This is a genomic window from Kushneria phosphatilytica (assembly GCF_008247605.1).
GTDB lineage: Bacteria > Pseudomonadota > Gammaproteobacteria > Pseudomonadales > Halomonadaceae > Kushneria > Kushneria phosphatilytica.
The window spans coordinates 3,543,866-3,568,221 of sequence record NZ_CP043420.1 but is presented as its reverse complement, the minus strand read 5'-3'; the positions used below and the strand labels follow the sequence as shown (position 1 = coordinate 3,568,221).

Annotated in this window: 23 protein-coding genes; 14 read left to right on the top strand and 9 right to left on the bottom strand. The window is 61.6% G+C overall.

Translation table 11 applies throughout. The annotated features are described in order from the left end of the window. Positions 1-72: 72 nt before the first annotated feature. The 6 genes from FY550_RS16560 (at position 73) to FY550_RS16535 (ending at position 6,351) form a co-directional block, all read left to right on the top strand. Positions 73-1,032, top strand: a complete 960-nt coding sequence (locus tag FY550_RS16560) for a YihY/virulence factor BrkB family protein (protein WP_070980171.1) — start codon at positions 73-75, stop codon at positions 1,030-1,032. A gap of 101 nt (positions 1,033-1,133) precedes the next feature. Further along, positions 1,134-2,021 (top strand): pyridoxal kinase PdxY, encoded by an 888-nt coding sequence (gene pdxY, locus FY550_RS16555; RefSeq protein ID WP_070980168.1) that lies wholly within the window; start codon positions 1,134-1,136, stop codon positions 2,019-2,021. A gap of 2 nt (positions 2,022-2,023) precedes the next feature. Continuing rightward, positions 2,024-2,902 (top strand): DUF72 domain-containing protein, encoded by an 879-nt coding sequence (locus tag FY550_RS16550; RefSeq protein WP_070980166.1) that lies wholly within the window; start codon positions 2,024-2,026, stop codon positions 2,900-2,902. Positions 2,903-3,019: 117 nt separating this feature from the next. Next, positions 3,020-4,372, top strand: coding sequence for a sodium-dependent transporter (locus FY550_RS16545; protein WP_070980163.1), 1,353 nt, complete (start codon positions 3,020-3,022; stop codon positions 4,370-4,372). 159 nt (positions 4,373-4,531) lie between these two features. Next, entirely contained in the window at positions 4,532-5,371 is an 840-nt protein-coding gene (locus tag FY550_RS16540) for a motility protein A (protein WP_070980161.1), read from the top strand. Then, positions 5,368-6,351 (top strand): OmpA/MotB family protein, encoded by a 984-nt coding sequence (locus FY550_RS16535; protein ID WP_070980158.1) that lies wholly within the window; start codon positions 5,368-5,370, stop codon positions 6,349-6,351. The genes FY550_RS16540 and FY550_RS16535 overlap by 4 nt, the downstream gene beginning before the upstream one ends. Before the next feature lie 89 nt (positions 6,352-6,440). On the opposite strand, the gene FY550_RS16995 is transcribed toward FY550_RS16535, so the two are convergent. Next, positions 6,441-6,731: a PA3496 family putative envelope integrity protein gene (locus FY550_RS16995; protein ID WP_070980156.1), complete on the bottom strand. Its 291-nt coding sequence runs from the start codon at positions 6,729-6,731 to the stop codon at positions 6,441-6,443. Positions 6,732-6,945: 214 nt separating this feature from the next. Here FY550_RS16995 and hexR point away from each other — a divergent pair, with 214 nt between their 5' ends. The 5 genes from hexR (at position 6,946) to FY550_RS16505 (ending at position 12,843) form a co-directional block, all read left to right on the top strand. Beyond that, on the top strand, positions 6,946-7,851 hold the full coding sequence (hexR, locus tag FY550_RS16525) for a transcriptional regulator HexR (RefSeq protein ID WP_070980154.1): 906 nt from the start codon (positions 6,946-6,948) through the stop codon (positions 7,849-7,851). 80 nt (positions 7,852-7,931) lie between these two features. Continuing rightward, on the top strand, positions 7,932-10,133 hold the full coding sequence (gene uvrD / locus FY550_RS16520; RefSeq protein ID WP_070980152.1) for a DNA helicase II: 2,202 nt from the start codon (positions 7,932-7,934) through the stop codon (positions 10,131-10,133). Between the two features lie 138 nt (positions 10,134-10,271). Beyond that, positions 10,272-11,030, top strand: a complete 759-nt coding sequence (gene phoU, locus FY550_RS16515; RefSeq protein ID WP_070980149.1) for a phosphate signaling complex protein PhoU — start codon at positions 10,272-10,274, stop codon at positions 11,028-11,030. Between the two features lie 84 nt (positions 11,031-11,114). Continuing rightward, the gene (cysZ, locus tag FY550_RS16510) at positions 11,115-11,873 is read left to right on the top strand and encodes a sulfate transporter CysZ (RefSeq protein ID WP_070980147.1); all 759 of its coding nucleotides are present in this window, start codon (positions 11,115-11,117) and stop codon (positions 11,871-11,873) included. A gap of 106 nt (positions 11,874-11,979) precedes the next feature. Continuing rightward, positions 11,980-12,843 (top strand): N-acetylmuramoyl-L-alanine amidase, encoded by an 864-nt coding sequence (locus FY550_RS16505; RefSeq protein WP_084388202.1) that lies wholly within the window; start codon positions 11,980-11,982, stop codon positions 12,841-12,843. Positions 12,844-12,901: 58 nt separating this feature from the next. On the opposite strand, the gene phoR is transcribed toward FY550_RS16505, so the two are convergent. From phoR to FY550_RS16485, 4 genes are all read right to left on the bottom strand, one after another. Further along, positions 12,902-14,242, bottom strand: coding sequence for a phosphate regulon sensor histidine kinase PhoR (gene phoR, locus FY550_RS16500; protein WP_149054669.1), 1,341 nt, complete (start codon positions 14,240-14,242; stop codon positions 12,902-12,904). 35 nt (positions 14,243-14,277) lie between these two features. After that, positions 14,278-14,961, bottom strand: a complete 684-nt coding sequence (gene phoB / locus FY550_RS16495) for a phosphate regulon transcriptional regulator PhoB (protein ID WP_070980145.1) — start codon at positions 14,959-14,961, stop codon at positions 14,278-14,280. A 101-nt stretch (positions 14,962-15,062) separates the two neighbouring features. Then, entirely contained in the window at positions 15,063-15,938 is an 876-nt protein-coding gene (gene ubiA / locus FY550_RS16490; RefSeq protein ID WP_070980143.1) for a 4-hydroxybenzoate octaprenyltransferase, read from the bottom strand. Further along, entirely contained in the window at positions 15,935-16,534 is a 600-nt protein-coding gene (locus FY550_RS16485) for a chorismate--pyruvate lyase family protein (RefSeq protein ID WP_070980141.1), read from the bottom strand. Before FY550_RS16485 ends, ubiA begins: the two co-directional genes overlap by 4 nt. Before the next feature lie 291 nt (positions 16,535-16,825). On the opposite strand from FY550_RS16485, the gene FY550_RS16480 reads away from it, so the two are divergent. Next, positions 16,826-17,098, top strand: coding sequence for an HU family DNA-binding protein (locus tag FY550_RS16480; RefSeq protein WP_070980138.1), 273 nt, complete (start codon positions 16,826-16,828; stop codon positions 17,096-17,098). Between the two features lie 78 nt (positions 17,099-17,176). On the opposite strand, the gene trpA is transcribed toward FY550_RS16480, so the two are convergent. Continuing rightward, a complete protein-coding gene (gene trpA / locus FY550_RS16475) occupies positions 17,177-17,986 on the bottom strand; it encodes a tryptophan synthase subunit alpha (RefSeq protein ID WP_070980135.1) in 810 nt (269 codons plus the stop codon). Continuing rightward, entirely contained in the window at positions 17,986-19,305 is a 1,320-nt protein-coding gene (gene trpB / locus FY550_RS16470; protein WP_070980132.1) for a tryptophan synthase subunit beta, read from the bottom strand. Before trpB ends, trpA begins: the two co-directional genes overlap by 1 nt. A gap of 117 nt (positions 19,306-19,422) precedes the next feature. Between trpB and FY550_RS16465 the strand changes: the two genes are divergently transcribed. Continuing rightward, complete coding sequence (locus FY550_RS16465) at positions 19,423-20,352, top strand: LysR family transcriptional regulator (RefSeq protein ID WP_070980130.1); 930 nt, start codon at positions 19,423-19,425, stop codon at positions 20,350-20,352. Here FY550_RS16465 and recG read toward each other — a convergent pair. Both recG and FY550_RS16455 read right to left on the bottom strand, forming a co-directional pair. Beyond that, positions 20,337-22,439, bottom strand: a complete 2,103-nt coding sequence (gene recG, locus FY550_RS16460) for an ATP-dependent DNA helicase RecG (protein ID WP_070980127.1) — start codon at positions 22,437-22,439, stop codon at positions 20,337-20,339. The two genes, FY550_RS16465 and recG, sit on opposite strands and share 16 nt — an antisense overlap. After that, a complete protein-coding gene (locus FY550_RS16455) occupies positions 22,436-23,356 on the bottom strand; it encodes a hydrogen peroxide-inducible genes activator (RefSeq protein ID WP_070980458.1) in 921 nt (306 codons plus the stop codon). The genes recG and FY550_RS16455 overlap by 4 nt, the downstream gene beginning before the upstream one ends. A 95-nt stretch (positions 23,357-23,451) precedes the next feature. On the opposite strand from FY550_RS16455, the gene FY550_RS16450 reads away from it, so the two are divergent. After that, complete coding sequence (locus tag FY550_RS16450; protein WP_139148739.1) at positions 23,452-24,330, top strand: SDR family oxidoreductase; 879 nt, start codon at positions 23,452-23,454, stop codon at positions 24,328-24,330. Positions 24,331-24,356: the final 26 nt, after the last annotated feature.

The window sequence follows — 24,356 nt, the reverse complement described above, 5'->3', positions numbered from 1 at the left end:
TGGATCAGGGGTCTCGGTCGAGCATCGAGGCGATGAGTCGATCAGAGCGTGTTGTGACAGGAGAGGCAAGCATTGTCGGAACAGGACAGGTCGAATGACAAACGTGGCCGGCATGCCAGGCGCCCCGGACAGATTACCCGGGCAGGCTGGCGGGATACCTGCCTGCGGGTGAAAGATCGCATCGATCGTGACCATATTGCCCTGTTGGCTGCCGGGGTGGCGTTCTACGGTTTGCTGGCCATCTTTCCGGTCATCGCGACCCTGATCTCGCTGTGGGGATTACTCTCCGATTCGCATCAGGTACAGCATCAGATTACCGTGCTGAGTGCCGTGCTGCCGCCGGAGGCCTCCGGGCTCATCGAACAGCAGGTCAGCAAGATCGAATCACGTACCGGCAGCAGTGTCACCGTTATTGCCGGGGTTTTGCTGGCGGCGCTCAGCGCCTCGCGTGGCGTGGATGGCCTCATCGAAGGCATGAATATCGTCTATGGCGAAAGCGAGAATCGTCCCCTGCCCAGACGTCTGCTGCTGACGCTGTTGATGACCGCTGGATTGACCCTGCTGACTTTGATCACGCTGCTGACCATCATCTTCGTGCCGATGGTGGCTCGCCAGCTGCCGTTCGGATGGATCGTGGCGACCCTGATGGTTTATCTGCGCTGGCCGCTGCTGCTTGTGCTGGTCATGTTCTCGATCGCAGTGCTGTACCGTTATGGCCCCAACCGCAGCAAGCCGCGCTGGGAGTGGGTCAGCATTGGCACGTTTGGGGCCACGCTACTGTGGGTTGTCGGCTCCATCGGGTTCTCCATCTATGTCGATCACTTTGCCAGTTTCGACAGGCTTTACGGCTCGCTGGGGGCGGTGGTGATCCTGTTGATCTGGTTCTGGCTGTCGGCCTTCATGGTGCTGCTGGGGGGTGCTACGAACAGCGAGATGGAACGTCAGACGCGCCGCGATACCACCGATGACCCCGAACAGCCGCTGGGGCAGCGTCATGCGCATGCCGCCGATACGGTAGGGCGCAAACCCTGAGCGTTGCCTGGGCGGGAGTGTAGAATGGGTGTTTCGGTGCATGCTCCCCATTCGAGCACGTGATCATCCGCTGATAACAATTTCCTGCAGGCAGTCGTTTCATGACGCATATCGTCTCCATTCAGAGCCACGTGGCCTATGGCTATGTCGGCAATCGTGCCGCCGTTTTTCCCCTGCAACGGCTGGGGCTGGAAGTCACCGCCATCAACACCGTGCAGTTCTCCAATCACACCGGCTACGGCGCCTTTACCGGCCAGGTATTCTCGCCCGAGCATCTGCGTGACGTACTCGATGGTGTGGAAGCGCTGACCGGGCTGACCGACATGCAGGCGGTGTTATCGGGTTACATGGGCGATGAAGGTATCGGTCGTGCCGTACTGGATAGCGTGCACCGTGTTCGGCTGGCCAATCCTGATGCGCTCTACTGCTGTGATCCGGTCATGGGGGATATCGGGCGCGGGTTCTTTGTCCGTGAGGGCATACCCGAATGGATGCGCGCCCATGCCGTGCCGAGTGCCGATATCGTGACCCCCAATCAGTTCGAACTGGGCTGGCTGACCGGTCGCGAAATTGTCACCCTGGCGGATGCCCTCGAGGCAGCGGCACAGTTGCGTGCGCTGGGCCCCCGGGTCGTATTGGTAACCTCGCTGGATGTTCATGATGACGATCGCAGTGCGACTGATGCAGCGCGGATCGAGATGCTGGTGGATACTGCAGCCGGTAGCTGGCGAGTCGCCACGCCCCGGGTCGAATTCGACATTCCGCCCAATGGGGCAGGCGATTTTACGGCGGCCATGTTTCTGGCCCACTGCCTGCGCGAGGGACTGGAAGGGGATGGACCGGCCCAGGCACTGGCAGCGAGCGCCGGGGCAGTACAGGCGCTGTTTGAACATACCCGACGAGCGGGCACCCGCGAGCTGGCCCTGATCAGCGCTCAGCATGACATCGTGGCGCCGCCGATTCGGGTCAGCGCGGAACGGCTGCGCTGATCATGACGGTCGTGCAGGACACGCAGCCGAGCCTGCACCTGGGGCTGGCCATGTGGGCCAATGCCGACTGGCGTGGTTCGCTCTATCCAGCGGCACTCTCAACCAGCGAGGCGCTGCCCGAATATGCCCGGGTCTTCGATACGGTTGAAGGCAACACGACCTTCTACAGTGGTGCACCGCGTCCGGAGACCGTAGAGAGCTGGTCGCGTCAGGCCCCCGAGCATTTTCGTTTCTGCTTCAAACTGCCCGCTCGCCTGACGCATGAACAGCGCCTGGTGGGCATCGAGGCCGAGCTGGCCGATTTTCTTGATCGCCTGGCTCCGTTGCATGACCGTCTCGGACCGGTCATGGTGCAGTTGCCGCGTGACTTCGGTTACGACGAACTGCCGGTACTGGCCACGTTGCTGGAACGCTGGCCGGCAGCTGTTCCCTGTGCGGTAGAGGTCCGTGCCAGTGAATTTTTCCACAAGGGGTTGGCCGAGCGCGCCCTCAACCGGCTGTTGATAACTCATGCGGTGGATCGTGTGATGCTGGATGTTCGCGCGCTGTTTGCAACCGACGCGGGTAATGACGAACGCCTCCGGCAGGCGCAACGCGAGAAACCTCATCGACCCCTGCATGTGCTGGCGACCGGTCAGCGCCCGCTGGTGCGCTTCATCGGTCATTTCGATGAAGCCATCAACGAAGCACGCATGACGCCCTGGCTTGACCGGCTGTGTGAATGGCTTGATGAAGGGAGGGAGCCATGGATGTTCGTGCACACACCCGATAATCGTCAGGCACCCGAGCTGGCCCGGCGGTTTCATGAGCGTTTGCGGCAGCGGCTGGCGTTACCGGCGCTTCCCGATTTTGCCGGCGAGCGGCAGAGTTCACTATTCTGAGCCGGCTTTCGGCCTCGCTGGGCGGTTGCGTAACCGAACTGTACAATGCCTCATTGGGCGGGGTCCGCACCAGCGATCCGGACCCGGGATGACAATATTTGAGGATGCAGCGAACTGATGGCCAACAAAACTCATATCCACGCGCAGTGGTCCTCGCGACTGGCGTTCATGATGGCCGCCGTCGGGTCTTCGGTAGGACTCGGGAACGTCTGGAAGTTTCCTTACATGACCGGGGAGAGCGGGGGCGGTGCCTTCGTATTGATCTATCTGGTCAGTATTGCCCTGATCGGCTTGCCGATCCTGATGAGCGAGTGGCTGCTGGGGCGGCTGGGACAGAAAAACCCGATTACCACCATGAGCACCATTGCCGGGCGGCTGAAACGTTCGCAGGCGTGGGCGCTGGTCGGGGTGAGCGGTATTCTCGCGGCCTATCTGATCCTGTCGTTCTACAGCGTTATTGGCGGTTGGGCGCTGGCGTATATCAAGTATGGGGTTACGGGCACCTTTGGTGGGCTCGATGGCGACGGCGTGGGCAGTCTGTTCGGCAATCTGCTGGCCAGTCCCATGCGCTTGCTGGGCTGGCACAGCCTGTTCATGGTACTGACGATTGGTGTCGTGGCCGGTGGTGTTTCCGGTGGGCTGGAGCGAGCCGCCAAGCTGCTGATGCCGGCGCTGGCCGTACTGCTGGTGGTGCTGGTGGGTTATGCGGCAACGACCGGCAGTTTCGGTGAGGGCCTGAATTATCTGTTCAAGCCGGATTTCTCTCGCCTGACCGGGGATGTCTGGCTGGCCGCGCTCGGTCATGCCTTCTTCACCCTGAGTCTGGGCATGGGCATCATGATGGCCTATGGCTCCTACCTGGGCGATGACGTCAATATCGGTCGTACTGCGCTGACCGTGGTGATTCTCGATACCGTCATCGCACTGGGTGCCGGCATGGCGATCTTCCCGGTGGTCTTTGCCAATCATCTCGATCCGGCTGCCGGACCGGGGCTGGTTTTCCAGACCCTGCCGCTGGCGTTCGGCAACATGTCCGGTGGTCTTTTCTTCGGCACCCTGTTCTTCATTCTGCTGGTCTTTGCGGCGTTGACCTCGGCGATCTCGCTGCTTGAACCCATTGTCGAGTGGCTCGAGGAGAAATCGCCACTGACGCGCGTACAGGCGACGCTGGTAGCCGGCGGTGCAACCTGGTTGCTGGGGATTGCCACGGTACTGTCGTTCAACGGCTGGAGCGGCATTCAGCCCTTCGGCATGTCGATCCTCGATCTGCTTGATTATCTCACCAGCAAGCTGATGCTGCCGCTGACCGGTCTGGCCACGATACTCTTCGTCGGTTGGGTAATGGGCCGTGACGAGGTCCGTGCGCAGCTCAACATGAGCGATCGCGCCTTTACCCTGTGGCGTTTCACGGCACGTTACATCTCCCCCATCGGGGTGGCGATCGTGTTTATCTTCGGCCTGCTGAACTGACCTTCCTGCAGGCTGATGGCCGGGTGTCCGCCGAAGTGGCGGCATCCGGCGTTGCTTTTCCGGCGATGGTGCGGCGCTTCGATATGGCAGAGTCGTCGCCAGCCCGGTAGCCGTTCGTGGCGGTTGCCGGCGACCGCGACCGGAAAGGAACCGCCCCCCATGAATTCCTCGACGATGATCGGCATCGTGGTCAGCGTAATGTTGCTGGCGACGGTGGTCCTGTTTACCGCGCAGTCTCCGCTGGGTTTCGTCAACCTGCCGGGATTGGCCATCGTACTCACCGGTACGCTTGCAGCGACCTTCATCAGTTACCCGATGCGCGAAGTGGCGCGTGTACTGGCGCTGACGCGCACGGTCTTCCAGCGTGAAAACAGCTTCGTCCAGGAAGACATCGATGAGCTGGTGGAGCTGGCGCGCCAATGGTTGCACGGTGATGCGCGTACCGTGGAAAGGACGCTGGAAACCACGCGCAATCCCTTCCTGCGAACCGGCATTCGGTTGGTGATCGACAATGTCCGCGAGGAGGAAATCCTCGACCTGTTACGCTGGCGGATTGCTCGCATGCGCGCTCGGGAATATGCCGAGGCGCAGATCTTTCGCACCATGGCGACCTATGCGCCGGCCTTTGGCATGCTGGGTACCCTGGTCGGGCTGATCAACATGCTGGAGATTCTCGAGGTCGGTGATCTGACAACCATCGGCCCGCGACTGGCGATCGCTCTGCTCTCGACCTTTTACGGTATTCTGCTCTCCAATCTCATTTTCCGACCCATTGCGGTCAAGCTTGAACGGCGTACCGAACAGCGCCTGGTCGCCATGAACATGGTGCTGGAAGGCGTTTCGATGATCTCCCGACGCCGTCTGCCCTCGTTCATCGAAGCCACCCTGCAGTCCTTTATCGCCGAATATCCCGATGAGCTGGGAGAAAAGCAGATGGGAGGCAGTGAACAGGGGGATCGGGAAGAGCGCAACGCGCGTGCCAATGGACGCCCCTCATGAGCGAGACAGCGTCTTCATTCGATGATCAAGGGTCCCGTCCCGGAAGAGCGCGCGGCGATCTCTCCCGCTATGCGCTGATCGAGCCGCCACCTCGTCACGAGGATGCCCAGGGCAGCTGGCTGATGAGCTATCTCGATCTGCTGACGCTGCTGATCACCCTGTTCGTGCTCCTGCTCTCCCTGCAGGGCCTGCACCGCGACGACACCGCCGCGTCGTCGCCGGCGTCAGACAATGCGGTTACCGCCGAGATGGCGACGGCCAGACCGAGTACGCTGCCGGCACTGACAGCCGGTAGTCCGCTGTGGCAGTGGCTCGCACCCGGGGATTTTTCAACCTCGGTTCCTTTCGCACCCGCTGCCATTGGACCGACGGTCTCGCCTGTGGCTGAAGCGGTCTCGCTGGCATTGACGCATCGATGGCCGCTGTCATTGACCGATGACGCCATGCCGCTGCTGATGACGGTAGCGGCGCTGCATCTTCCTTCGGCACTCCCGGCGTCGACTGCGAATGACAGCGATATGGCCCGCTGGGCAGCCCAGGTGCCGGATATCGATGGTGTGGTGGTTGAGCCCGGCGAAAGACACGTGACCTTCCGTATTCAGGACCGGCTGTTGTTCTCCAGCGCCGATGTCGAACTTTCCGACCAGGGACGCGGGTTGCTCGATCGGCTGGCCGAACGACTGCAGCAGTTTGATGGCGAGATCTCGGTCGAGGGCCATACTGACAGTCGCAGTATCTCTACCGAGCGTTTCCCGTCAAACTGGGAACTTTCGGCTGCGCGGGCGACGGCAGTGCTGCATTATCTGGTTGATCATGGCGTATCGGCGGCTCAACTGCGGGCAATCGGCTATGGGGCTACTCGCCCGCTGGCAGATAATGATACGGCCCGGGGGCGGGCGCGTAATCGTCGGGTCGAGCTGGTATTGCGACCCGCGGCGAGCGATCTCGCTCGCAGTGCCTCCCGGGCCGCCGGTGAGTGAACGCAGGCCAGGCCCGCTGGCAGAAGGATGAGTCAGCGGGCGCAGGATCATGAGCGATGCTACCGGCTCAGGAGCGACAGGGTGCGGACTCAGCCGGTTTGGCGTTGAGTCCCGGTGTCGTCGAGGCGATGGCGCAAGGGTTCGGTCAGCTGCAGCCAGGTCATGGCGCGTCGCGGTGGCAGGGCACTGTCGCTGTCGAGGGGGATCAGGCTCAGATCGCTGGCCAGCTGGCGGGATTCATAGTGATATTCAATGCCGCGGCGGGCTCTCAGATGGCGTTGGGCGGCAGTATGACGCCGTTGGTCGGCGGCTTCGGCTTCGAGCTCCATGGCAATGCCGAGCAGATCGTTCTTGAGATCGTTCAAAGTGGCGTTTTTCATCCGAAGACTCCCTCACACCAGAATCGAACAAGCGCTTTCGGTGCTTGACCGATACGCTGTCAGGCGCCCGGCAGTGATTCGAAGCTTCGGGGGCCGCGAATCACGGCCGGGGTCACCCGCAATGGATTGCAGCGGGAATTTAACCTGTACAAATTGACATAAAGATGACATCAACACCACTCACCCTGTCATCCCGTTCCCGAAAGGAGAGGTAATGAGTACCTTCATGTTCGATGAGCTGCGCGCCAGACTGCCGCAGTTCCGGCGTTCGGAGCAGAAGGTGGCGCGTTTTGTGCTGCGCCACGCCGAGGAGGTACTGAATCTGCGTCTGGCCGATCTGGCAAAGCGCGTCAATGTCAGTGAGCCGACGGTGATTCGTTTCTGCCGTGCGATCGACTGCGAAGGCTATCAGGACTTCAAGCTGCGTCTGGCACAGACACTGGCCACCGGCGCCCAGTTTTCCGAGTTCTCGATGAACGAGACCGACAGCGTTGCCGACTTTTCGCGCAGTATCTTCGACTCCACTGTGGGGACGCTGCTGTCGGTACGCGACCGGCTCGATGCCAATGCCATCAGCGAGGCGATCGCGGCCCTGGCCGAAGCCAACCGGGTCGAATTCTACGGTTTCGGCGCCTCGGGCGCCGTTGCGGTGGATGCCCAGCACAAGTTCTTCCGGCTGCGTATTTCCACCACTGCCTACAGTGACCCGCACATGCAGCACATGTCGGCGGTCACCCTGACCGAACACGATGTGGTGGTGGCCATTTCGCAGACCGGTCGGACCCGCTCGCTGCTTTCCAGCGTTGAAATTGCACTGGAACACGGTGCGACCGTCATCGGCCTGTGTCCTGCCGGCTCGCCGCTGGCCCAGCTGTGTTCGGTCGGTCTTTATATCGATGTCTTCGAGGATCGCGAGGTCTATCGGCCACTGAGTTCACGCATCGCTCACCTGGTGATGATCGATATTCTCGCCGTCGGCGTCGCTCGTTCGCGCGGCCCGCAATTGACCGAGCATCTGATGGCAGTCAAGCGCAGTCTGGTGCCGCTGCGAACCGATGAGCGTGATCCCTTCGCACAGCTGCGTCGCGATCGGACACCACCGGAGGATGATGAGGTCTGAACAGGGCGCTGCAGGCGCGGCAGGACGGTACAATATGTTAGGGTAGAAGACCGTTTCGCCCATCCTGTCAGGCCCGTTTCATGGACGCATCGCCTCTGCTCGACTCTCTCAATCCGGCGCAGCGCGACGCCGTCGGTGCACCCCAGGGTAACCTGCTGGTGCTGGCCGGTGCCGGCTCCGGCAAGACCCGGGTGCTGGTCCACCGCATTGCCTGGATGCTCTCGGTCGAAGGGCTTTCGCCGTGGTCGATTCTCGCCGTCACCTTTACCAACAAGGCGGCACGCGAGATGCGGGCGCGGCTGGAAACGCTGATCGATACCTCGCTGCGAGGCATGTGGGTGGGGACCTTCCACTCCATCTCGCATCGATTGTTGCGTACCCACTGGCGCGATGCCGGGCTGGCCGAGCACTTCCAGATCATCGACAGCGACGATCAGCTCCGGCTGGTCAAAAGATTGCTGCGCGAATACAGCATCGATGATGAGCGCTTCCCGCCCAAACAGGTGCAGTACTTCATCGGTGGCTGCAAGGAGGAAGGGCTGCGACCGGGGGATGTCGATCCCCATGGCGATCAGTACATGGCGCAAATGGTCGAGCTCTATACCCTCTATCAGCAGGCGTGTGAGCGCAGCGGGCTGGTCGATTTCGGCGAACTGCTGCTGCGTGCGCTCGAACTTCTGCGCGACAATCCGCGTCTGCTGGCGCACTATCGCGAGCGTTTTCAACACCTGCTGGTCGATGAGTTTCAGGATACCAATACCCTGCAATACGCCTGGCTGAAGCTGCTGGCCGGTGATCGGGCCTGTCTGACCGCTGTCGGCGACGATGACCAGTCGATCTACGGCTGGCGTGGCGCGAAGGTGGAGAATCTGGAGCGCTTTCGCAGCGAGTTTCCCGATACCCGTCTGGTACGGCTCGAGCAAAACTATCGTTCCACCAGCGCCATTCTGGAAACCGCCAACGCGCTGATTCGCAACAATGCCGGACGCATGGGCAAGGAGCTGTGGACCGAGGTCGAGGCGGGCGAGAAGATTCGGGTCTATGGGGGCTTCAACGATCTTGATGAGGCACGCTTCATCGTTGACACCATCGCCGAACAGGTTCGCGAAGGCCGAATGCGACGCGAGTTCGCCATCCTGTATCGCTCCAATGCGCAATCGCGAGTGATCGAGGAATCGCTGATTCGCGCCGGAGTGCCCTACCGCATTTATGGAGGGCAGCGCTTCTACGAACGCCTCGAGATCAAGAATGCACTGGCCTATCTGCGGCTGCTGATTTCACGCGACGATGATGCCTCGCTGGAACGGGTGATCAACGTACCGGCCCGTGGGATCGGGACTCGCAGTGTCGAAATGCTGCGAGCGCGGGCTCGTGATGAAGGCACCTCGCTGTGGCAGGCGGTCAACGATGCACCGGCCGCCGGTATTCTCAAGGGGCGCGCCGCCAGCTCGGTGCGCGCCTTCAGCGATCTGATCGATCAGCTCGATAACGATACCCAGGGATTGGCACTCCACGAGATCATCGATCATGTCATCCGCGCCACCGGGCTGATTGAACACCATCGCGCCGAGAAGGGCGAAAAGGGGCAGGCTCGGGTCGAGAATCTCGAGGAGCTGGTCAGCGCCGCGAAGGCCTATGCCCAGGGCGATGCCTTCGAGGCCATCGATGATGGGGCCAGCAATTCGCTGGGTGAATTCCTCTCCGAAGCGGCGCTCAACTCCGGTGAGCACGAAGCCGACGAATTCGAGGATGCGGTGCAGATGATGACACTGCACTCCGCCAAGGGACTCGAATTTCCGGTGGTCTTTATCGCCGGAGTCGAAGAGGGACTTTTCCCGCACAGGATGTCACTGGAGGAGCCGGGAAGACTCGAGGAGGAGCGCCGGCTCTGTTATGTCGGCATCACCCGGGCGATGGAACGTCTCTATCTGACTCATGCCGAAACCCGGCGCCTGCACGGCAAGGAGACCTGGCAAAGGCCTTCGCGGTTTTTGCGCGAGCTCCCGGAAGAGTACCTCGAGGAAGTGCGTCTGCGTGGTCAGGTGTCACGGCCGATGTCGGCACAGGGCGGCAGTGCAGGTATTCGACAGGAATCGGTTGAGGGCGATGATGAGCAGCCGTCACTGTCACTGGGGCAGTGGGTGCGTCATCCGGTCTTCGGTGAAGGCGTCATCATCAATGCCGAGGGTCAGGGGCAGCGGGCCCGGGTACAGGTCAGTTTCGAGCACGAGGGTGACAAGTGGCTGGTGCTGGGATTTGCCAAACTCGAGGCGCTGACCTGATCTTCGACCTTTGTGGCAATTATCTGATGCGTTTTTCCTCCTTGCTGTCATGCAATCGACACAGGGGTATCGTAGTCTGAGACGAACAATGACTACCTGACAGGGCAAGGACGCGCCAGTGGCGCCGCGGGAGTGAGCATGGACATTACCAACGATCGACACAGCCAGCATATTTCCAGTCAGTTCAATCAGGAGCTTGAGTCGCTCAAGACGCATCTGATGGGCATGGGCGGACTGGTCGAGCGGCAGATTCAGGAAGCCGTGGCGGCGCTGCTGGACAATGACAGTCGGGCTGCCGAAAAAGTCCGCGACAATGACCGGCAGGTCAACGAGATGCAGCTGCGCATCGATGACGAATGTACCCAGATTCTGGCGCGTCGACAGCCGGCGGCTTCCGATCTGCGTCTGGTGCTGGCCGTAACGCGAGCTGCTTCCGATCTTGAGCGGATCGGTGACGAAGCCAACAAGATTGCCCGCAACGCCCTGACCCTGATCGAACTGGGCGAGACTACCCGCGGTTATACCGAGGTGCGTCGTATCGCCGGCCAGGTTCGGGAAATGGTGCGCCAGTCGCTGACGGCGTTTGCCCGCTTTGATACCGAGCTGGCGCTGGGTGTGCTGGAGGATGACGAAACCGTCGACGAAGAGTACCGCAGTGCCATGCGCTCACTGGTGACCTTCATGATGGAGGACCCCCGGGCCATCAGCCCGGTGCTGCATGTGCTGTGGATTCTGCGTGCCCTGGAACGGGTTGGCGATCATGCCAACAATCTCGCCGAATCGGTGATCTATCTGGTCAAGGGACTGGATATCCGCCATGCGCCGGAGCATCCGCGTGCTTCGCTGAGTCGCAAGCGCGGGGACAGGGATGCGGATAACGACACCGACAAGGCGTAGGGCCTGCCCCGTCAGTCAGATATCGCGTTTGTTCGACCAGGCGGTTAGCATGCCGGCAGTAATGACGGAGTCGGAGATCCCCGCTTGATCAACGCTGCCTCTGCCCTCGGAGAGGGCATCCGCATGGTGCTGCGCCCCGGTGCGCGGCGCTACGTCTATATCCCCCTGCTGATCAATCTGCTGCTCTACATCGCTGCAGTGTGGTGGCTGGTGAACAGTTTCGAGGGATGGATCGATTACTGGATGGCCCAGGTGCCCTCCTGGCTTGCCTGGTTGTCATGGCTGATCTGGCCGATCCTGGTCGTGGCCATGGCACTGGCGGTGATCTTTACCTTTACCATGGTGGCCAATGCCATCGCTTCCCCCTTTTACGGGTTTCTCGCCGAGCGTATCGAGCAGCGCCTGTCGAATGCGCCTGTCAGTGATGAACGCTCACTGTGGCAGCAGGCGCTTGATGGCATTCGACGCGAACTGCACAAGCTGGGCTGGATGTTGCCGCGCATGCTGGTGTTGTTCGTGCTGGGCTTCATCCCGGTGATCAATCTGGCCGCCCCCGTTCTCTGGGCGCTGTTTTCGGCCTGGAGTCTGGCCATCCAGTATCTCGACTATCCCATGGATCTCCATCAGGTATCGTTTACCCGGATGCGTGAGCTGTTGCGTCGGCGGTGGTGGACCACGCTGACCTTTGGCGGCGTAGTGGCCGCTACGGTCTGGATTCCGCTGGTCAATCTGCTCATCATGCCGGGCGCCGTAGCCGCGGGTGTACTGATGTGGCGCCAGCACTATCGCACACTGGCGTTGCCTGAGGGGAACGAGGCAGCGGCGCGTGACCGGATTCGTTGAGAGGCAGCGAGCAGGGGTACTGCTCGTTGCTGGCGCAGTATTGTGGCTATCGGGTTGTACGAGCCAGTCTGTTTCATCCGGCAGTGGTCCATCGGTTGGGGTAGCGATGGACGAGATGTCGCCCCCGGTACTGGTCGATACGGTACCGGCTCATCAATATACGACCCGCCTGGGCCGCAGGCTCGAACAGCGGGGATCATTTGCCGTCGATCATTCGATCAGGGCGCAAGCCTTTAACGAGCGGGTACGCTTTCTGATTGTGCATTATACCGATGGCAATGATGCATCGGCGCTCAGGGCGCTGACGGGTTCCGATGTCAGCGTTCACTATCTGGTGCTCGATCATCCGGCTCGCTGGGCAGGGCAGCCGGTGGTGCTGCAGTTGCTCGATGAGAAGCAGCGTGCCTGGCATGCCGGGGTGAGCCAGTGGGGCGATCGCCACCATCTCAATGACACCTCGATCGGTATCGAAATCGTCAACGAGGGCTATCACGAGACGCCGGCAGGACGCGTCTGGTCACCGTTTTCGGAAGATCAGATCGAGCTGGTCATTCGGCTGGCACAGGATATTGTCAGGCGTTACCACATCGATCCGGCTCATGTGCTGGCCCATGGTGATGTCGCACCAGGACGCAAGGTCGATCCCGGGCCGTTCTTTCCCTGGCGACGATTGCATGAAGCAGGTATCGGTGCCTGGCCGAGGCCTTCAGCCGTGATGCGCTGGCGTGAGCGGTTTCAACAGCATCAGCCTGATGGCGCGTTGATGCATCGGGCCCTGGCCGCCTGGGGCTATGCCGTGCCGGACAGTCATGATGCTCAAGCCCTGCAGCCGGTGATCCGGGCCTTTCAGTTGCATTTTCGTCCTACCGAAGCCCGGGGAGTGATCGATACCGATACTGCTGCGAGGCTGTTTGCGCTGATTGAACGCTATCAGGGGCGGGCGACTGCGATGGCGCTTCTGGAAGCATGAATTATCCACAGCCGGTTGATCCTCAACCGGTTGTGGATAATCGTAAGGGATTGCCGTTTCAGTCCCGAAGCCGGGCGTTGGAGGGCTCGGACAGGGCGGTGCCGGTGGTGGCCGGGCTCAGACGGGCTGCCGGTAGTATGCAGCGGAATTCGGCACCATCGCCCGGGGTGCTTTCGATCTCGAGCCGAGCGTCGTGTCGAAACAGCACGTGTTTGACGATAGCCAGCCCCAGACCGGTGCCGCCACTGGCCAGCGAACGGCTCTTGTCGATGCGATAGAAGCGTTCGGTCAGACGATCGAGATGCTGGGGTTCTATGCCATCGCCATCATCGATCACCGACAGGGCACCATCACCGCCTTCCCAGGGTTGATAGCGTAGCGTGATGGTGCTGCCCTCGGGCGTATAGCGCACGGCGTTATAAACCAGATTGGACAGTGCGCTGGCCAGCTCCTGCTCATCGCCATAGAACCAGCGATCATCTTCGATGTCGGTATGAAAATGGTGGCTACCTCCGGCCAGAGCCTCTCCATCGATGACGGCCTGGTGACAGAGTGCGGCGATCGAGATGGGCCGGTCGCTGTCATGACGATCGGCGGTCTCCAGTCGAGCCAGCGTCAGCAGATCGCTGACCAGGCGCTGCATGCGATCGGTCTGGGCCTCCATCTGGGTGAGACCCCGCACCAGCCGCTCGGGCAGGTTGTCGCGATGATCAAGCCAGGTTTCGAGATAGCCGGCCAGCACGGTCAGGGGCGTGCGCAGCTCATGCGAAACATTGGCGACAAAATCGCGTCGCATCATTTCCAGCCGATGCAGGCGGGTGATATCGCGGATCACGATCAGACGCTCGTTATCGCCGAACAGGGTGATCTGAACTTCCAGCATCATGTTGTCGCGGATCGGAGAGGCCAGGGTTAACGGCTCGCGATAGTCGTTGCCACGGAAGTATTCGATGAAGTGGGGATCACGCAGATAGTTGGTGAGATGCTGGCCCCGGTCATGATGGGGTTCAAGCTCGAGCAGTCGCTGGGCGGCACTGTTCCACCAGTCCAGATTGCCGCTGGAGTCGAGCATGATCACGCCTTCGCGCATCGCCTCGCTGGACTCCTGCACCCGATTGATGACCGAACGCAGCCGCCCCTGCATATGGCGCTGGCCCTTCTGATAGCGGTAGAGGCGGTCAAACAGATCGCCCCAGACCCCTTCACCGGCCGGCGGTGACTGTTCGACCGGCGCTTCCAGCCAGACATAGAGCTTTCTGAGATGGCGCAGGGTAAAGGCCATGTGAACCGCCAGTCCCAGCGCGATCCCCCAGCCAGGGTAGCCGATCAGCCAGCCCAGCAGGCCGAAACCGAGTACCAGATAGGCGAGTCGCCAGAGTTCATTGATCCAGTAATGCACGCGTGTCCGTCGCTATCAAACGATGGATGAAACCCTCAACGAGTCGAGAAACGATAGCCCGTGCCTCGCACCGTCTGCACCAGCTGCTGATGATCATCGCCCAGTGCCTTGCGCAGTCGACGGATATGAACATCAACCGTTCGCTCCTCGACATAGACATTACCGCCCCACACCTGATCGAGCAGCTGGGCGCGCGTATAGGCACGTTCCTGATGGGTCATGAAGAATTGCAAAAGCCGATATTCGGTCGGACCGATCTCAAGTGACTGGCCATTGATACTGACCCGGTGACTGGCAGGGTCCAGCGCCAGCCCGTTGATCTCGACCGTTTCTTCCACGCCACGTGGTGTCGTACGCCGCAGGACGGCCTTGAGCCGGGCGACGAGTTCACGCGGTGAAAAGGGTTTGGTGATGTAATCGTCGGCACCACTCTCCAGCCCCTGAATCTTGTTGTCCTCTTCACTACGAGCAGTGAGCAGGATGATGGGGACTTCGCGGGTGGTTTCATCGCGTTTGAGCCGGCGGGCCAGCTCGATGCCACTGGTGCCCGGCAGCATCCAGTCGAGCAGGATCAGATCGGGATGTTCATCCACCACCCGGGCGTGTGCCTGCTGGGCATTCTCGGCCTCGATAATGCGGAAATCTGCCATTTCGAGGGCAACGGCGATCATTTCGCGAATCGAGGCCTCATCATCGACGATCAGCACGGTTCGGGACATGCGTCATACTCCGGCAAACGAACGTGACAACTCGGTGACGATTTAACCGGTGAGCGATGACAGTATTGTGACAGCCGGTGTGCTGTCCAGCGCAGGTGTCCTCAGGGCGTCGGCCAGGTCGCCAGTACCACCCCGGCGAACAGCACCACACCCACCCAGTGATTGTTGAGAAAGGCCGCAAAGCAGCCCTCTCGGGTGCGTCCCCGGGTCAGCCATTGCTGATAGCCAAAGATTGCGGCGATGGCCACCAGTGCCAGCCAGTAGAAGCCGTTAAGCCCGGCCAGACCGCCGACCACGGCCAGCAGTACCAGCATCAGGGTTTGCAGCGCGCCCAGAATCATCAGATCGAAGCGGCCGAAGATGATGGCGGTCGATTTGATGCCGATTTTCAGGTCGTCATCGCGGTCCACCATGGCGTATTGGGTATCGTAGACCTGAGTCCATACCAGTCCGGCGGCAAACAGCCACCAGGCGATGGCGGGCACCGTCTGCTGTTCGGCCCCGAAGGCCATCGGGATGCCCCAGCCGAAGGCAGCGCCCAGCACGACCTGGGGAAAGTGGGTATAGCGCTTCATGAACGGATAGGTGGCTGCCAGGGCCGCACCGCCCAGTGACAGGGCAATGGTAAAGAGATTGGTGAAGCAGACCAGCACGAAGGAGAGAGCGATCAGTGCAGCAAACAGTGTCAGTGCCTCGCGTTCGCTGATGCGCCCGGTCGCCAGCGGACGCTCGCGGGTGCGTCTGACATGACCGTCAAAGTTGCGATCGGCGTAGTCGTTGATCACGCAGCCGGCAGCACGCATCGCGTATACGCCAGCCACGAAGATGATCAGATTGGTACGCTGAGGCAGGCCATCGGCCGCCAGCCAGAGCGCTGCAAGGGTCGGCCACATCAGAAGCCAGGTGCCGATCGGGCGATCCAGCCGTGTCAGGCGCAAAAAATCGGGAATACGTTGCAGCGCAGTACGAGCGGTCATGCGTTCTCCATGATCGGGGCGGGCGGACGTGGATGACGTTGCGATTCCTGCCGGGATTCACTGATTTCGGCCGAATCGTCATGCATGAGATCGGCCAGCGCGGGCAGAAAACTCTCCTGGACCAGTAATCGACAACGGGGATGCCGGAAGACCGAGCGTCGGGTCCAGATGCCCTGGTGTCCGGCGATCTGCAAGGAATGATCCGTCAGTTCGATGGCGGAGCGTGTGACATCAGGATGGCTGAACAACCAGTGTCCCAGCGCCTTGCGACCCAGCAGACGCACTTCGCGGGGGAGTTCTCCAAGTGGTACGACACTGCGCGCGGCAATCAATGGAACATCGGCATATTCGAGGGTCACTTCACGAATCCAGGCCAGCCGGCGCTGTGGCAAGGCGAGTCTTCTCGCCTCATCAAGTGTCGGGGGAGCCGCGTGCTCGGCATGGATTTTTACCGTGATCGGCCCTTTGACCCGGTCTGCCAGTCGAGCGGTCAATGACCCCCTGGCGCCCAGCCAGCGCTGCCAGTGAGGCGAGAGCTGCACCGCTGCCACTGCCAGTGGGCGCCACTGGCGCAGCACCAGGGGGCTGGCGGGCATGTCTTGTGATGATGGGATCATGTAAGGCTCGATTCTGCCGATAAGAGCGAAGACAAGTGGTTTCGGCCTGCGATACGGCCTGTCATCGTCATCCGTTCGACGAGGCAACGCAAGGTGATGCTGGCGCTCGATACGAGGACATTGCTAGGCTATGCGTCGTCGAACGCTGTTCGATTGTGAAGGATACCCTGCCCGACTCCTGTCGGACAGCTGTCATGAGCCTTGCGGTCATGATGGAAAACAACAAGCCAGGTGTCATTCACGCCTGAATTGCCCAACCCAGGAGGCGCTATGCGCAAACCAGAACTTGCTGCCGCCATTGCGGCTCAGGCAGATCTTTCCAAGGACAAGGCCGGTCAGGTCCTGAACGCCATTCTCGAAGAGATCAGCTCCAGCGTGGCTCGCGGTGAAGATGTCACGCTGATCGGCTTCGGTTCATTTACCGTACGCGAGCGTGCGGCACGTACCGGCAAGAATCCGCAAACCGGTCAGACGCTGGAAATCCCTGCCAGCCGTACCGTTGCCTTCAAGCCCGGCAAGGCGCTCAAGGATTCGATCAACTGATCGAAACGCTTCGCCGGCTGCACTGCGTAGCCGGCGCTCTCCTTCCTTTACACGCTTCGGACGTCGCTCACCGGCTACTCAGCGCTGTGGCGGCAGTGCCGAGGCCAGTGTTCTGACAAGCGTATGTACGGCCTGCGTTCCTGCCTGCGGGCTGTCTGCCGTTTCGATACACTGGACCAGCGCCGAGCCGACCACCACGGCATCGGCGAAGCGACCAATAGCGGCTGCCTGCTCGGCACTGCGGATACCAAAGCCTACGGCAATGGGCAGATCGGTATGAGCGCGAATGCGCGTAATCGACTGCTCGACGCTTTCAGGCGTGGGTGCCTGGGCCCCGGTCACGCCGGCGACCGAGACGTAATAGATAAAGCCGGAGGTGTTTTCCAGCACTCGCGGCAGGCGTTTGTCGTCGGTGGTAGGTGTGGTCAGTCGAATGAAATCAAGTCCTGCATTCATCGCTGGCAGGCAGAGCTCGCCGTCATGCTCGGGAGGCAGATCGACCACGATCAGTCCATCGATACCGGCATCAACTGCATCCTTTAAAAAGGCCCCGACACCGTAGCGGTAGATGGGGTTGTAATACCCCATCAGCACGATGGGCGTGTCCTGATCATTGCGGCGAAACTCGCGCACCATCTCCAGTGTCTTGCGCTGGGTCTGCCCGGCGCGCAGGGCGCGTTGCGCTGCCTTCTGAATCGCCGGGCCATCGGCCATCGGATCGGTGAATGGCATGCCCAGTTCGATGATATCGGCACCGGCAGCAGGCAGTCCCTTGAGCGTTTCCAGCGAGGCTTCGAAGTCAGGGTCACCGGCAATGGTGAACGTCACCAGAGCCGCGCGGTTCTCTTCTTTCAGTGCTGCGAAGCGCCGGCTGATGCGTGTGGTCATTATTCGGTCTCCCCGGTTTTCTTCGCGACATCATGTGGCGGCTGCATGTCATCTATCCGTCCGGGCTCGGCGGCCTCTACCGTCGTGTTCGGCAGTTTGTCAGTGTCGCCGTGCTGCTCGAGCCAGTTGGCCACGCTGGCCATATCCTTGTCGCCGCGTCCGCTCATGTTGAGCACGATCAAATGATCCCGGGGCAGGTCGGGAGCGATCTTTCTCAAATGAGCCACTGAATGCGCCGACTCCAGCGCCGGAATGATGCCTTCCAGTTCACAGCACAGCTTGAAGGCCTGGATTGCTTCGTGATCGGTGATCGAGACATATTCGACCCGCTTTTGCGTGTGCAGCCAGGCGTGCTCGGGGCCGATGCCCGGATAATCCAGACCCGCCGAGACCGAATGGGCGTCGGTGATCTGGCCATCATCGCTTTGTAGCAGGAAGGTGCGATTGCCGTGCAGTACGCCCGGCTCGCCGCCGTTGAGGCTCGCGGCGTGTTCACCGGTCTCGATGCCGTGACCGGCCGCTTCCACGCCGATCATGTGGACGCTTTCGTCATCGAGCATCGGGTGAAAGAGCCCCATGGCATTGGAACCACCGCCGATGCAGGCCATCAGCGTATCCGGCAGGCGGCCTTCCTTTTCCAGAATCTGCGCGCGGGTTTCACGCCCGATCACGGACTGGAAATCCCGTACCATGGCCGGATAAGGGTGCGGGCCGGCGACCGTGCCGATCAGGTAGAAGGTGGAGTCGACATTGGTCACCCAGTCGCGCAGTGCCTCGTTCATGGCATCCTTGAGCGTGCCGGTGCCGGATTCGACCGGGATGACCTCGGCGCCCAGAAGCTTCATGCGAAAGACGTTGGGCTGCTGGCGCTCGATGTCAGTGGCGCCCATGTAGATCACGCATTCCATGCCAAAGCGCGCCGCGACCGTGGCGGTGGCCACGCCGTGCATGCCGGCACCGGTCTCGGCAATGATGCGTTTCTTGCCCATCTTGCGGGCCAGCAGGATCTGACCGATGCAATTGTTGATCTTGTGCGCGCCGGTGTGGTTCAGGTCCTCGCGCTTGAAGTAGATCTTCGCCCCGCCCAGGTGCTCGGTCAGGCGTTCGGCGTAATACAGCGGCGTGGCGCGACCGATGTAGTCACGCTGATAGCCTTCGAGCTCGCGGCGAAAGGCCTCATCGGTACGTGACCACTCCCAGGCTTCCTCGAGTTCAAGAATCAGCGGCATCAGGGTTTCGGCGACGAAGCGTCCGCCGAAATCTCCAAAAAAGCCATCGGCATCGGGGCCCTGTGAAAAGTGTTGGGTAGCGGAAGACATCGCGCACTCCGGGTCGTCATGACGGCGAATGGATAAACGGCCATGTAGCCTACGCTAGCGGCAGACCGGCGGTAAAAAAAATCGATAAAATGGCGCCAAAGGTTGAGGAAAACTCACATGACCGCAAGCCGTTCACTGCCGTCACTCAATGCGCTTAAAGCCTTCGAGGCCGCCGCACGGCTTGGCAGTGTTACCGCTGCTGCCGAAGAGCTGAGTGTTACCCATGGGGCTGTTAGTCGTCAGATCCGTGCGCTGGAAGCACATTTCGACACCGTCCTGTTTGACCGCTCGGGACGTGGCCTGGTGCTGACCCCCAAGGGTGACAGGCTGCACAACGGGGTCAGTCAGGCCTTTGCGGGGTTGCGTGAGAGTTGCCAGTCGCTGGTTCGTGAACTCGAAGGAGCGCCCTTCACCCTGGCCTGTCCGGGCAGTCTGCTGGCGCGCTGGTTGATTCCACGGCTGGAGCGCTTGCACCGCGAGCTATCCGAACTGCGCCTGCATGTGTTTGCCAGCGAGGGCGACCCCGATCCACGGCGGCACGATATCAGTGCCATGCTGGCCTTTCTGGAGCCGCCCTGGCCGGCTGACATGACGGTGATCGAGCTGGCACCCGAAACGATCGGCGCTGTCGCGGTGCCGGACATTGCCGATACGCTGATCGATCAACCGCTGGAAGCGCTCTATCGTTACACGGTGCTGGATACCGCCTCACGCCCGCAGGCCTGGCGCGCGTGGGCCCGGCATACAGGAATCGATCCGGTACAACTGGATGAGGCCCGGCGGCGCGGTCAGGGATTCGAGCATCTTTACTATCTGCTGGAGGCGGCGCTGGCCGGGCTGGGCGTGGCGGTCGCGCCGAAGTTGCTGATTGCTGACGATCTCGCCCAACGCCGTTTGGTAGCCCCCTGGGGGTTCGTCGAAACCTCTGCCCGGCTCTGCCTGCTACTGCCGGCCCATGCGCCGCGTCAGGCCGGAGAGCGACTGGCGGCATGGTTGCGTGAAGAGATCGGGGCTGGCGAGGACGTTAACGGTCAGACCTGCCCATAGCGATTGGCATCCTCACCCAGCCAGCGCCGGATCAGCGGTTCGACCGCATCGGGCGCCTGCTCGAGCAGGGCATCGGCCAGTTCGCGCACCGGCTCGAGCAGATCACGATCACGGGTGAGATCGGCAATATGCATGCCTACCAGCCCGGTCTGACGGGTGCCCAGCACTTCGCCGGGGCCGCGCAGGGCGAGATCCTTCTCGGCGATGCGAAAGCCGTCGTTGGATTCGCGCAGCACGCCCAATCGCTCGCGGGAGTGCTCGGAAAGCGGGGGATGATAGAGCAGCACACAGAAGCTTTCGGTTGAGCCGCGCCCGACCCGGCCACGCAGCTGGTGCAGCTGGGCCAGCCCGAGCCGCTCGGGATTCTCGATGATCATCAGGCTGGCGTTGGGGACATCGACACCCACTTCGATCACTGTGGTGGCGACCAGCAGATCGAGTTCGCCTTCCTTGAAGGCGTTCATCGTGGCGGTCTTTTCGGCCGTCTTCATGCGCCCGTGGACCAGCCCGACACTGAAGCCCTCGAGCGCCTCGACCAGTGCTTCATGGGTGGCCTCGGCGGCCTGACAGGTCAGCGCCTCGGACTCCTCGATCAGGGTACAGACCCAGTAGGCCTGGCGACCGTCACGACACGCTTCGCGGATGCGCTCGATGACTTCGGGGCGGCGCTCATCACTGATCGCGACCGTCTTCACCGGGGTACGACCGGGCGGCAACTCGTCAATGATCGAGACATCGAGATCAGCGTAGGCGCTCATCGCCAGGGTGCGGGGGATCGGTGTGGCGGTCATGATCAGCTGGTGCGGCGTCAGGCCACCTGCCTCGCCGACGCTCTGCTCGCCCTTCTGGCGCAGCGCCAGGCGCTGATGCACGCCGAAGCGGTGCTGCTCGTCGATCACCGCCAGCCCCAGCCGATGAAAGTGGACATCTGCCTGGAAGAGCGCATGGGTGCCGACCACGATCTGCGCATGGCCCTCGGCGATGGCGGCCTTGGCATCGAGTCGGGCGCGCCCCTTGAGGCGACCGGCCAGCCAGGCGACTTCCAGTCCCAGCGGTTCGAACCAGCTCTTCAGAGTGCGATAGTGCTGCTCGGCGAGCAATTCCGTGGGGGCCATCAGAGCAGCCTGACAACCGCCACTGACCGCTGCCAGCATGGCCATGGCGGCGACTACCGTCTTGCCCGAGCCGACATCCCCCTGTACCAGCCGCAGCATCGGCGCCTGACGCGCCATGTCCAGGCCGATTTCGCCGAGCACACGACGCTGAGCGCTGGTCAGCGAGAAGGGCAGTGCGGTCAGAAAGCGGGCGGCCAATGCCCCATCGCGAGGCAGTGCCGGCGCATGATCGTGCTGAATACGCTGGCGGATCTGGCGCAGGCTCAGCTGATGTGCCAGCAGCTCTTCCAGCGCCAGACGGCGTTGCGTGGGATGGCCCCCTTCGGCCAGCTTTTCCAGCGGTGCATCAGGGGGGGGATGGTGCAGATAACGCAGTGATTCCGCGAGACCCGGCAGCCGAAAACGGGCGCGCAGCGCCTCGGGGATCAGCTCGGTGAGACGCTCGGGATGTTCATCGAGTCGTTTGAGTGCCTGATCGATCAGACCGCGCAAGCGGGGCTGGGTGAGCCCTTCGGTGGTGGGATAGATCGGTGTCAGGCTCTCCTCGCTGGCAGTTTCCGCCGTGCTCTGACGCCCCAGCAGCCGATACTCCGGATGATAGAACTCCAGGCCGGTGCTGCCGGCACGTGCCTCGCCGAACAGCCGTACCCGGACGCCCGGTACCAGCTGTTGCTGCTGAGCAGGAGAGAAGTGGAAAAAGCGCAATGACACGATGCCGGTGGCATCCTTCAATCGCACCAGCAGACTGCGGCGGCGCCCCTGCACCACGTTGGCAGCGGTGATTTCACCTTCGATCACGGCTTCGGCGCCAGCCCGGGTTTCGCCGATCGGCGTGACCCGGGTGCGATCCTGATAGCGTAGCGGCAGATGAAAGAGCAGGTCTTCCGGGGTGGTGATACCCAGCCGTGCCAGACGTTCGGCCATGCTGTCACCGACGCCGGTCAGCGCAGTGACGGACTGGGTGGCACTCATGCGGCCTGCATGTTCGACATCTGACACTGATTGATGGCCCGGATCAGGGCATCGATCGCCTTGGGACGAGGGAAGCTGGCACGCCATGCGATCGCCACCGTGCGGCTGGGCGCCGGGTCACGGAAGGGTCGGCTCTCCAGCAGCCCGTTACCGTAGTGATCGGTACCCATCGCCGATTGCGGCAGTATCGTGATGCCCAGCCCTGACGCCACCATGTGACGAATGGTTTCCAGCGAACCGCCCTCTGCAACCAGAGGGTTATCGGGATGGCTGAGCTGCGAATTGATCGCCGGACAGGCTTCAAGGATCTGATCGCGGAAACAGTGCCCTTCACCGAGCAACAGCAACCGCTCTTCGAGCAGCCACTCCTTGTCGATCTCGGTATGCGACAGCCACTGGTGACCGGCGGGTAACAGTACCTTGAAGGGCTCCTCATAGAGCGATCGCGTCAGCACATCGGGCTCGTTGAACGGCAGCGCCACGACGATCACGTCCAGCTCGCCCGAACGCAGTCGCCGACGCAGCTCGCCGGTCAGGCTCTCTTCGATGTAGAGCGGCATCTGTGGGGCCTGCTCGGCGAGCGCAGGAATCAGATGCGGGAACAGATAGGGCCCGATGGTATAGATGGCGCCAATGCGCAATGGGCTGGAGAGCTGGTCCTTGCCTTCGCTGGCGAGCTCGCGAATTGTGTTGGCCTGTTCCAGCACACGGCCGGCCTGCGCCACGATGCGTTCACCCAACGGGGTGACCTGGACGGTAGATTTGCTGCGCTCGAACAGCGCTACGCCCAGTTCGTCCTCGAGCTTCTTGACCGCTACGGAGAGGGTCGGCTGGGAGACAAAGCAACGCTCGGCGGCGCGGCCGAAATGGCGCTCCTGAGCCAAGGTTACGATGTAGCGGAGTTCTGTTAAAGTCATGACCTGGACCCGAGGCGTCACTTGAGACAGGGAAAGGTTATCATCTTCCGGAATCGTGCGTTGTCATGATCCTGCTGGCAAGGAGCTGGATGAAAGTGAACAGGACCATCCTCATATTGGGTTGTGGCGACGTGGGCACCGCACTGGGCCGGCTGCTGGTTGCACAGGGCCATCGCGTGATTGGTGTCCGTCGCAACAGCATTGCGACCCTGGCCGAGACCGGCATCGAAGGCGTGGCCCTCGACGTCAATGCGCCGGATGCGCTGAATACGCTACCCGACGCCGACATCATAGTATATGCCATCAGTGCCGATCGGTTCGAAGAAAAGGCCTATCAGACGGCCTATGTCGACGGTCTGACCGCCACTCTGGATCACTTTGAAGCGCGTCGCCACCCACCGCAGCATGTCTTTTTCGTCTCCTCGACTTCCGTCTACGGTCAGCAACAGGGTGAGACGGTTGATGAAGAGAGTCCGCTGGAGCCCGCCAGCTTTTCGGGACAACGGCTGATCGAAGCCGAGCAGCGTCTGGAGCGCAGCCCGCTTCCCGGAACCACGGTACGCTTTTCCGGCATCTATGGCCCGGGTCGTGAACGATTGATCGGTCAGGTGCGTGAGGGCCGGATTGCACCTGCGACACCGGTCATGTACTCCAACCGCATTCATCGCGACGACTGCGCCGGGGTGCTGGACTTCCTGATCCGGCGAGTGTTTGAAGGCAAATCGCCGGAAGCGGTCTATCTGGCCAGCGATCGTGAATCGGCGCCGTTGCATGAGGTGATGATGTGGCTGGCACGGCGTCTGAAGGTGGAACCTTCCAATGAAATCCAGTCACCGCTGCGACGTCGCGCCAGCAAGCGCTGTGACAGTCGTCGCCTGATCGAGACGGGATATGACTTCCGCTATCCCACCTTCCGCGAGGGCTATGAGGATATCCTGCGCCAGGGCGGCTTTATGCCCGCCGAGCCGGTCTGAAGTCGATAGCGCCGGATCGTAATGAT

Bases quoted from the DNA above. Each gene is read 5' to 3' on its own strand.
- FY550_RS16550 (WP_070980166.1), top strand. From the start codon at position 2,024: ATGACGGTCGTGCAGGACACGCAGCCGAGCCTGCACCTGGGGCTGGCC.
- FY550_RS16545 (WP_070980163.1), top strand. From the start codon at position 3,020: ATGGCCAACAAAACTCATATCCACGCGCAGTGGTCCTCGCGACTGGCG.
- FY550_RS16485 (WP_070980141.1), bottom strand. From the start codon at position 16,534: ATGCCCGCCAGCCCCCTGGTGCTGCGCCAGTGGCGCCCACTGGCAGTG.
- uvrD (WP_070980152.1), top strand. From the start codon at position 7,932: ATGGACGCATCGCCTCTGCTCGACTCTCTCAATCCGGCGCAGCGCGAC.
- pdxY (WP_070980168.1), top strand. From the start codon at position 1,134: ATGACGCATATCGTCTCCATTCAGAGCCACGTGGCCTATGGCTATGTC.
- FY550_RS16540 (WP_070980161.1), top strand. From the start codon at position 4,532: ATGAATTCCTCGACGATGATCGGCATCGTGGTCAGCGTAATGTTGCTG.
- trpA (WP_070980135.1), bottom strand. From the start codon at position 17,986: ATGACCACACGCATCAGCCGGCGCTTCGCAGCACTGAAAGAAGAGAAC.
- FY550_RS16535 (WP_070980158.1), top strand. From the start codon at position 5,368: ATGAGCGAGACAGCGTCTTCATTCGATGATCAAGGGTCCCGTCCCGGA.
- FY550_RS16995 (WP_070980156.1), bottom strand. From the start codon at position 6,731: ATGAAAAACGCCACTTTGAACGATCTCAAGAACGATCTGCTCGGCATT.
- phoB (WP_070980145.1), bottom strand. From the start codon at position 14,961: ATGTCCCGAACCGTGCTGATCGTCGATGATGAGGCCTCGATTCGCGAA.
- recG (WP_070980127.1), bottom strand. From the start codon at position 22,439: ATGAGTGCCACCCAGTCCGTCACTGCGCTGACCGGCGTCGGTGACAGC.
- FY550_RS16465 (WP_070980130.1), top strand. From the start codon at position 19,423: ATGACCGCAAGCCGTTCACTGCCGTCACTCAATGCGCTTAAAGCCTTC.
- FY550_RS16455 (WP_070980458.1), bottom strand. From the start codon at position 23,356: ATGACTTTAACAGAACTCCGCTACATCGTAACCTTGGCTCAGGAGCGC.
- FY550_RS16505 (WP_084388202.1), top strand. From the start codon at position 11,980: ATGGACGAGATGTCGCCCCCGGTACTGGTCGATACGGTACCGGCTCAT.
- FY550_RS16480 (WP_070980138.1), top strand. From the start codon at position 16,826: ATGCGCAAACCAGAACTTGCTGCCGCCATTGCGGCTCAGGCAGATCTT.
- ubiA (WP_070980143.1), bottom strand. From the start codon at position 15,938: ATGACCGCTCGTACTGCGCTGCAACGTATTCCCGATTTTTTGCGCCTG.
- trpB (WP_070980132.1), bottom strand. From the start codon at position 19,305: ATGTCTTCCGCTACCCAACACTTTTCACAGGGCCCCGATGCCGATGGC.
- phoU (WP_070980149.1), top strand. From the start codon at position 10,272: ATGGACATTACCAACGATCGACACAGCCAGCATATTTCCAGTCAGTTC.
- hexR (WP_070980154.1), top strand. From the start codon at position 6,946: ATGAGTACCTTCATGTTCGATGAGCTGCGCGCCAGACTGCCGCAGTTC.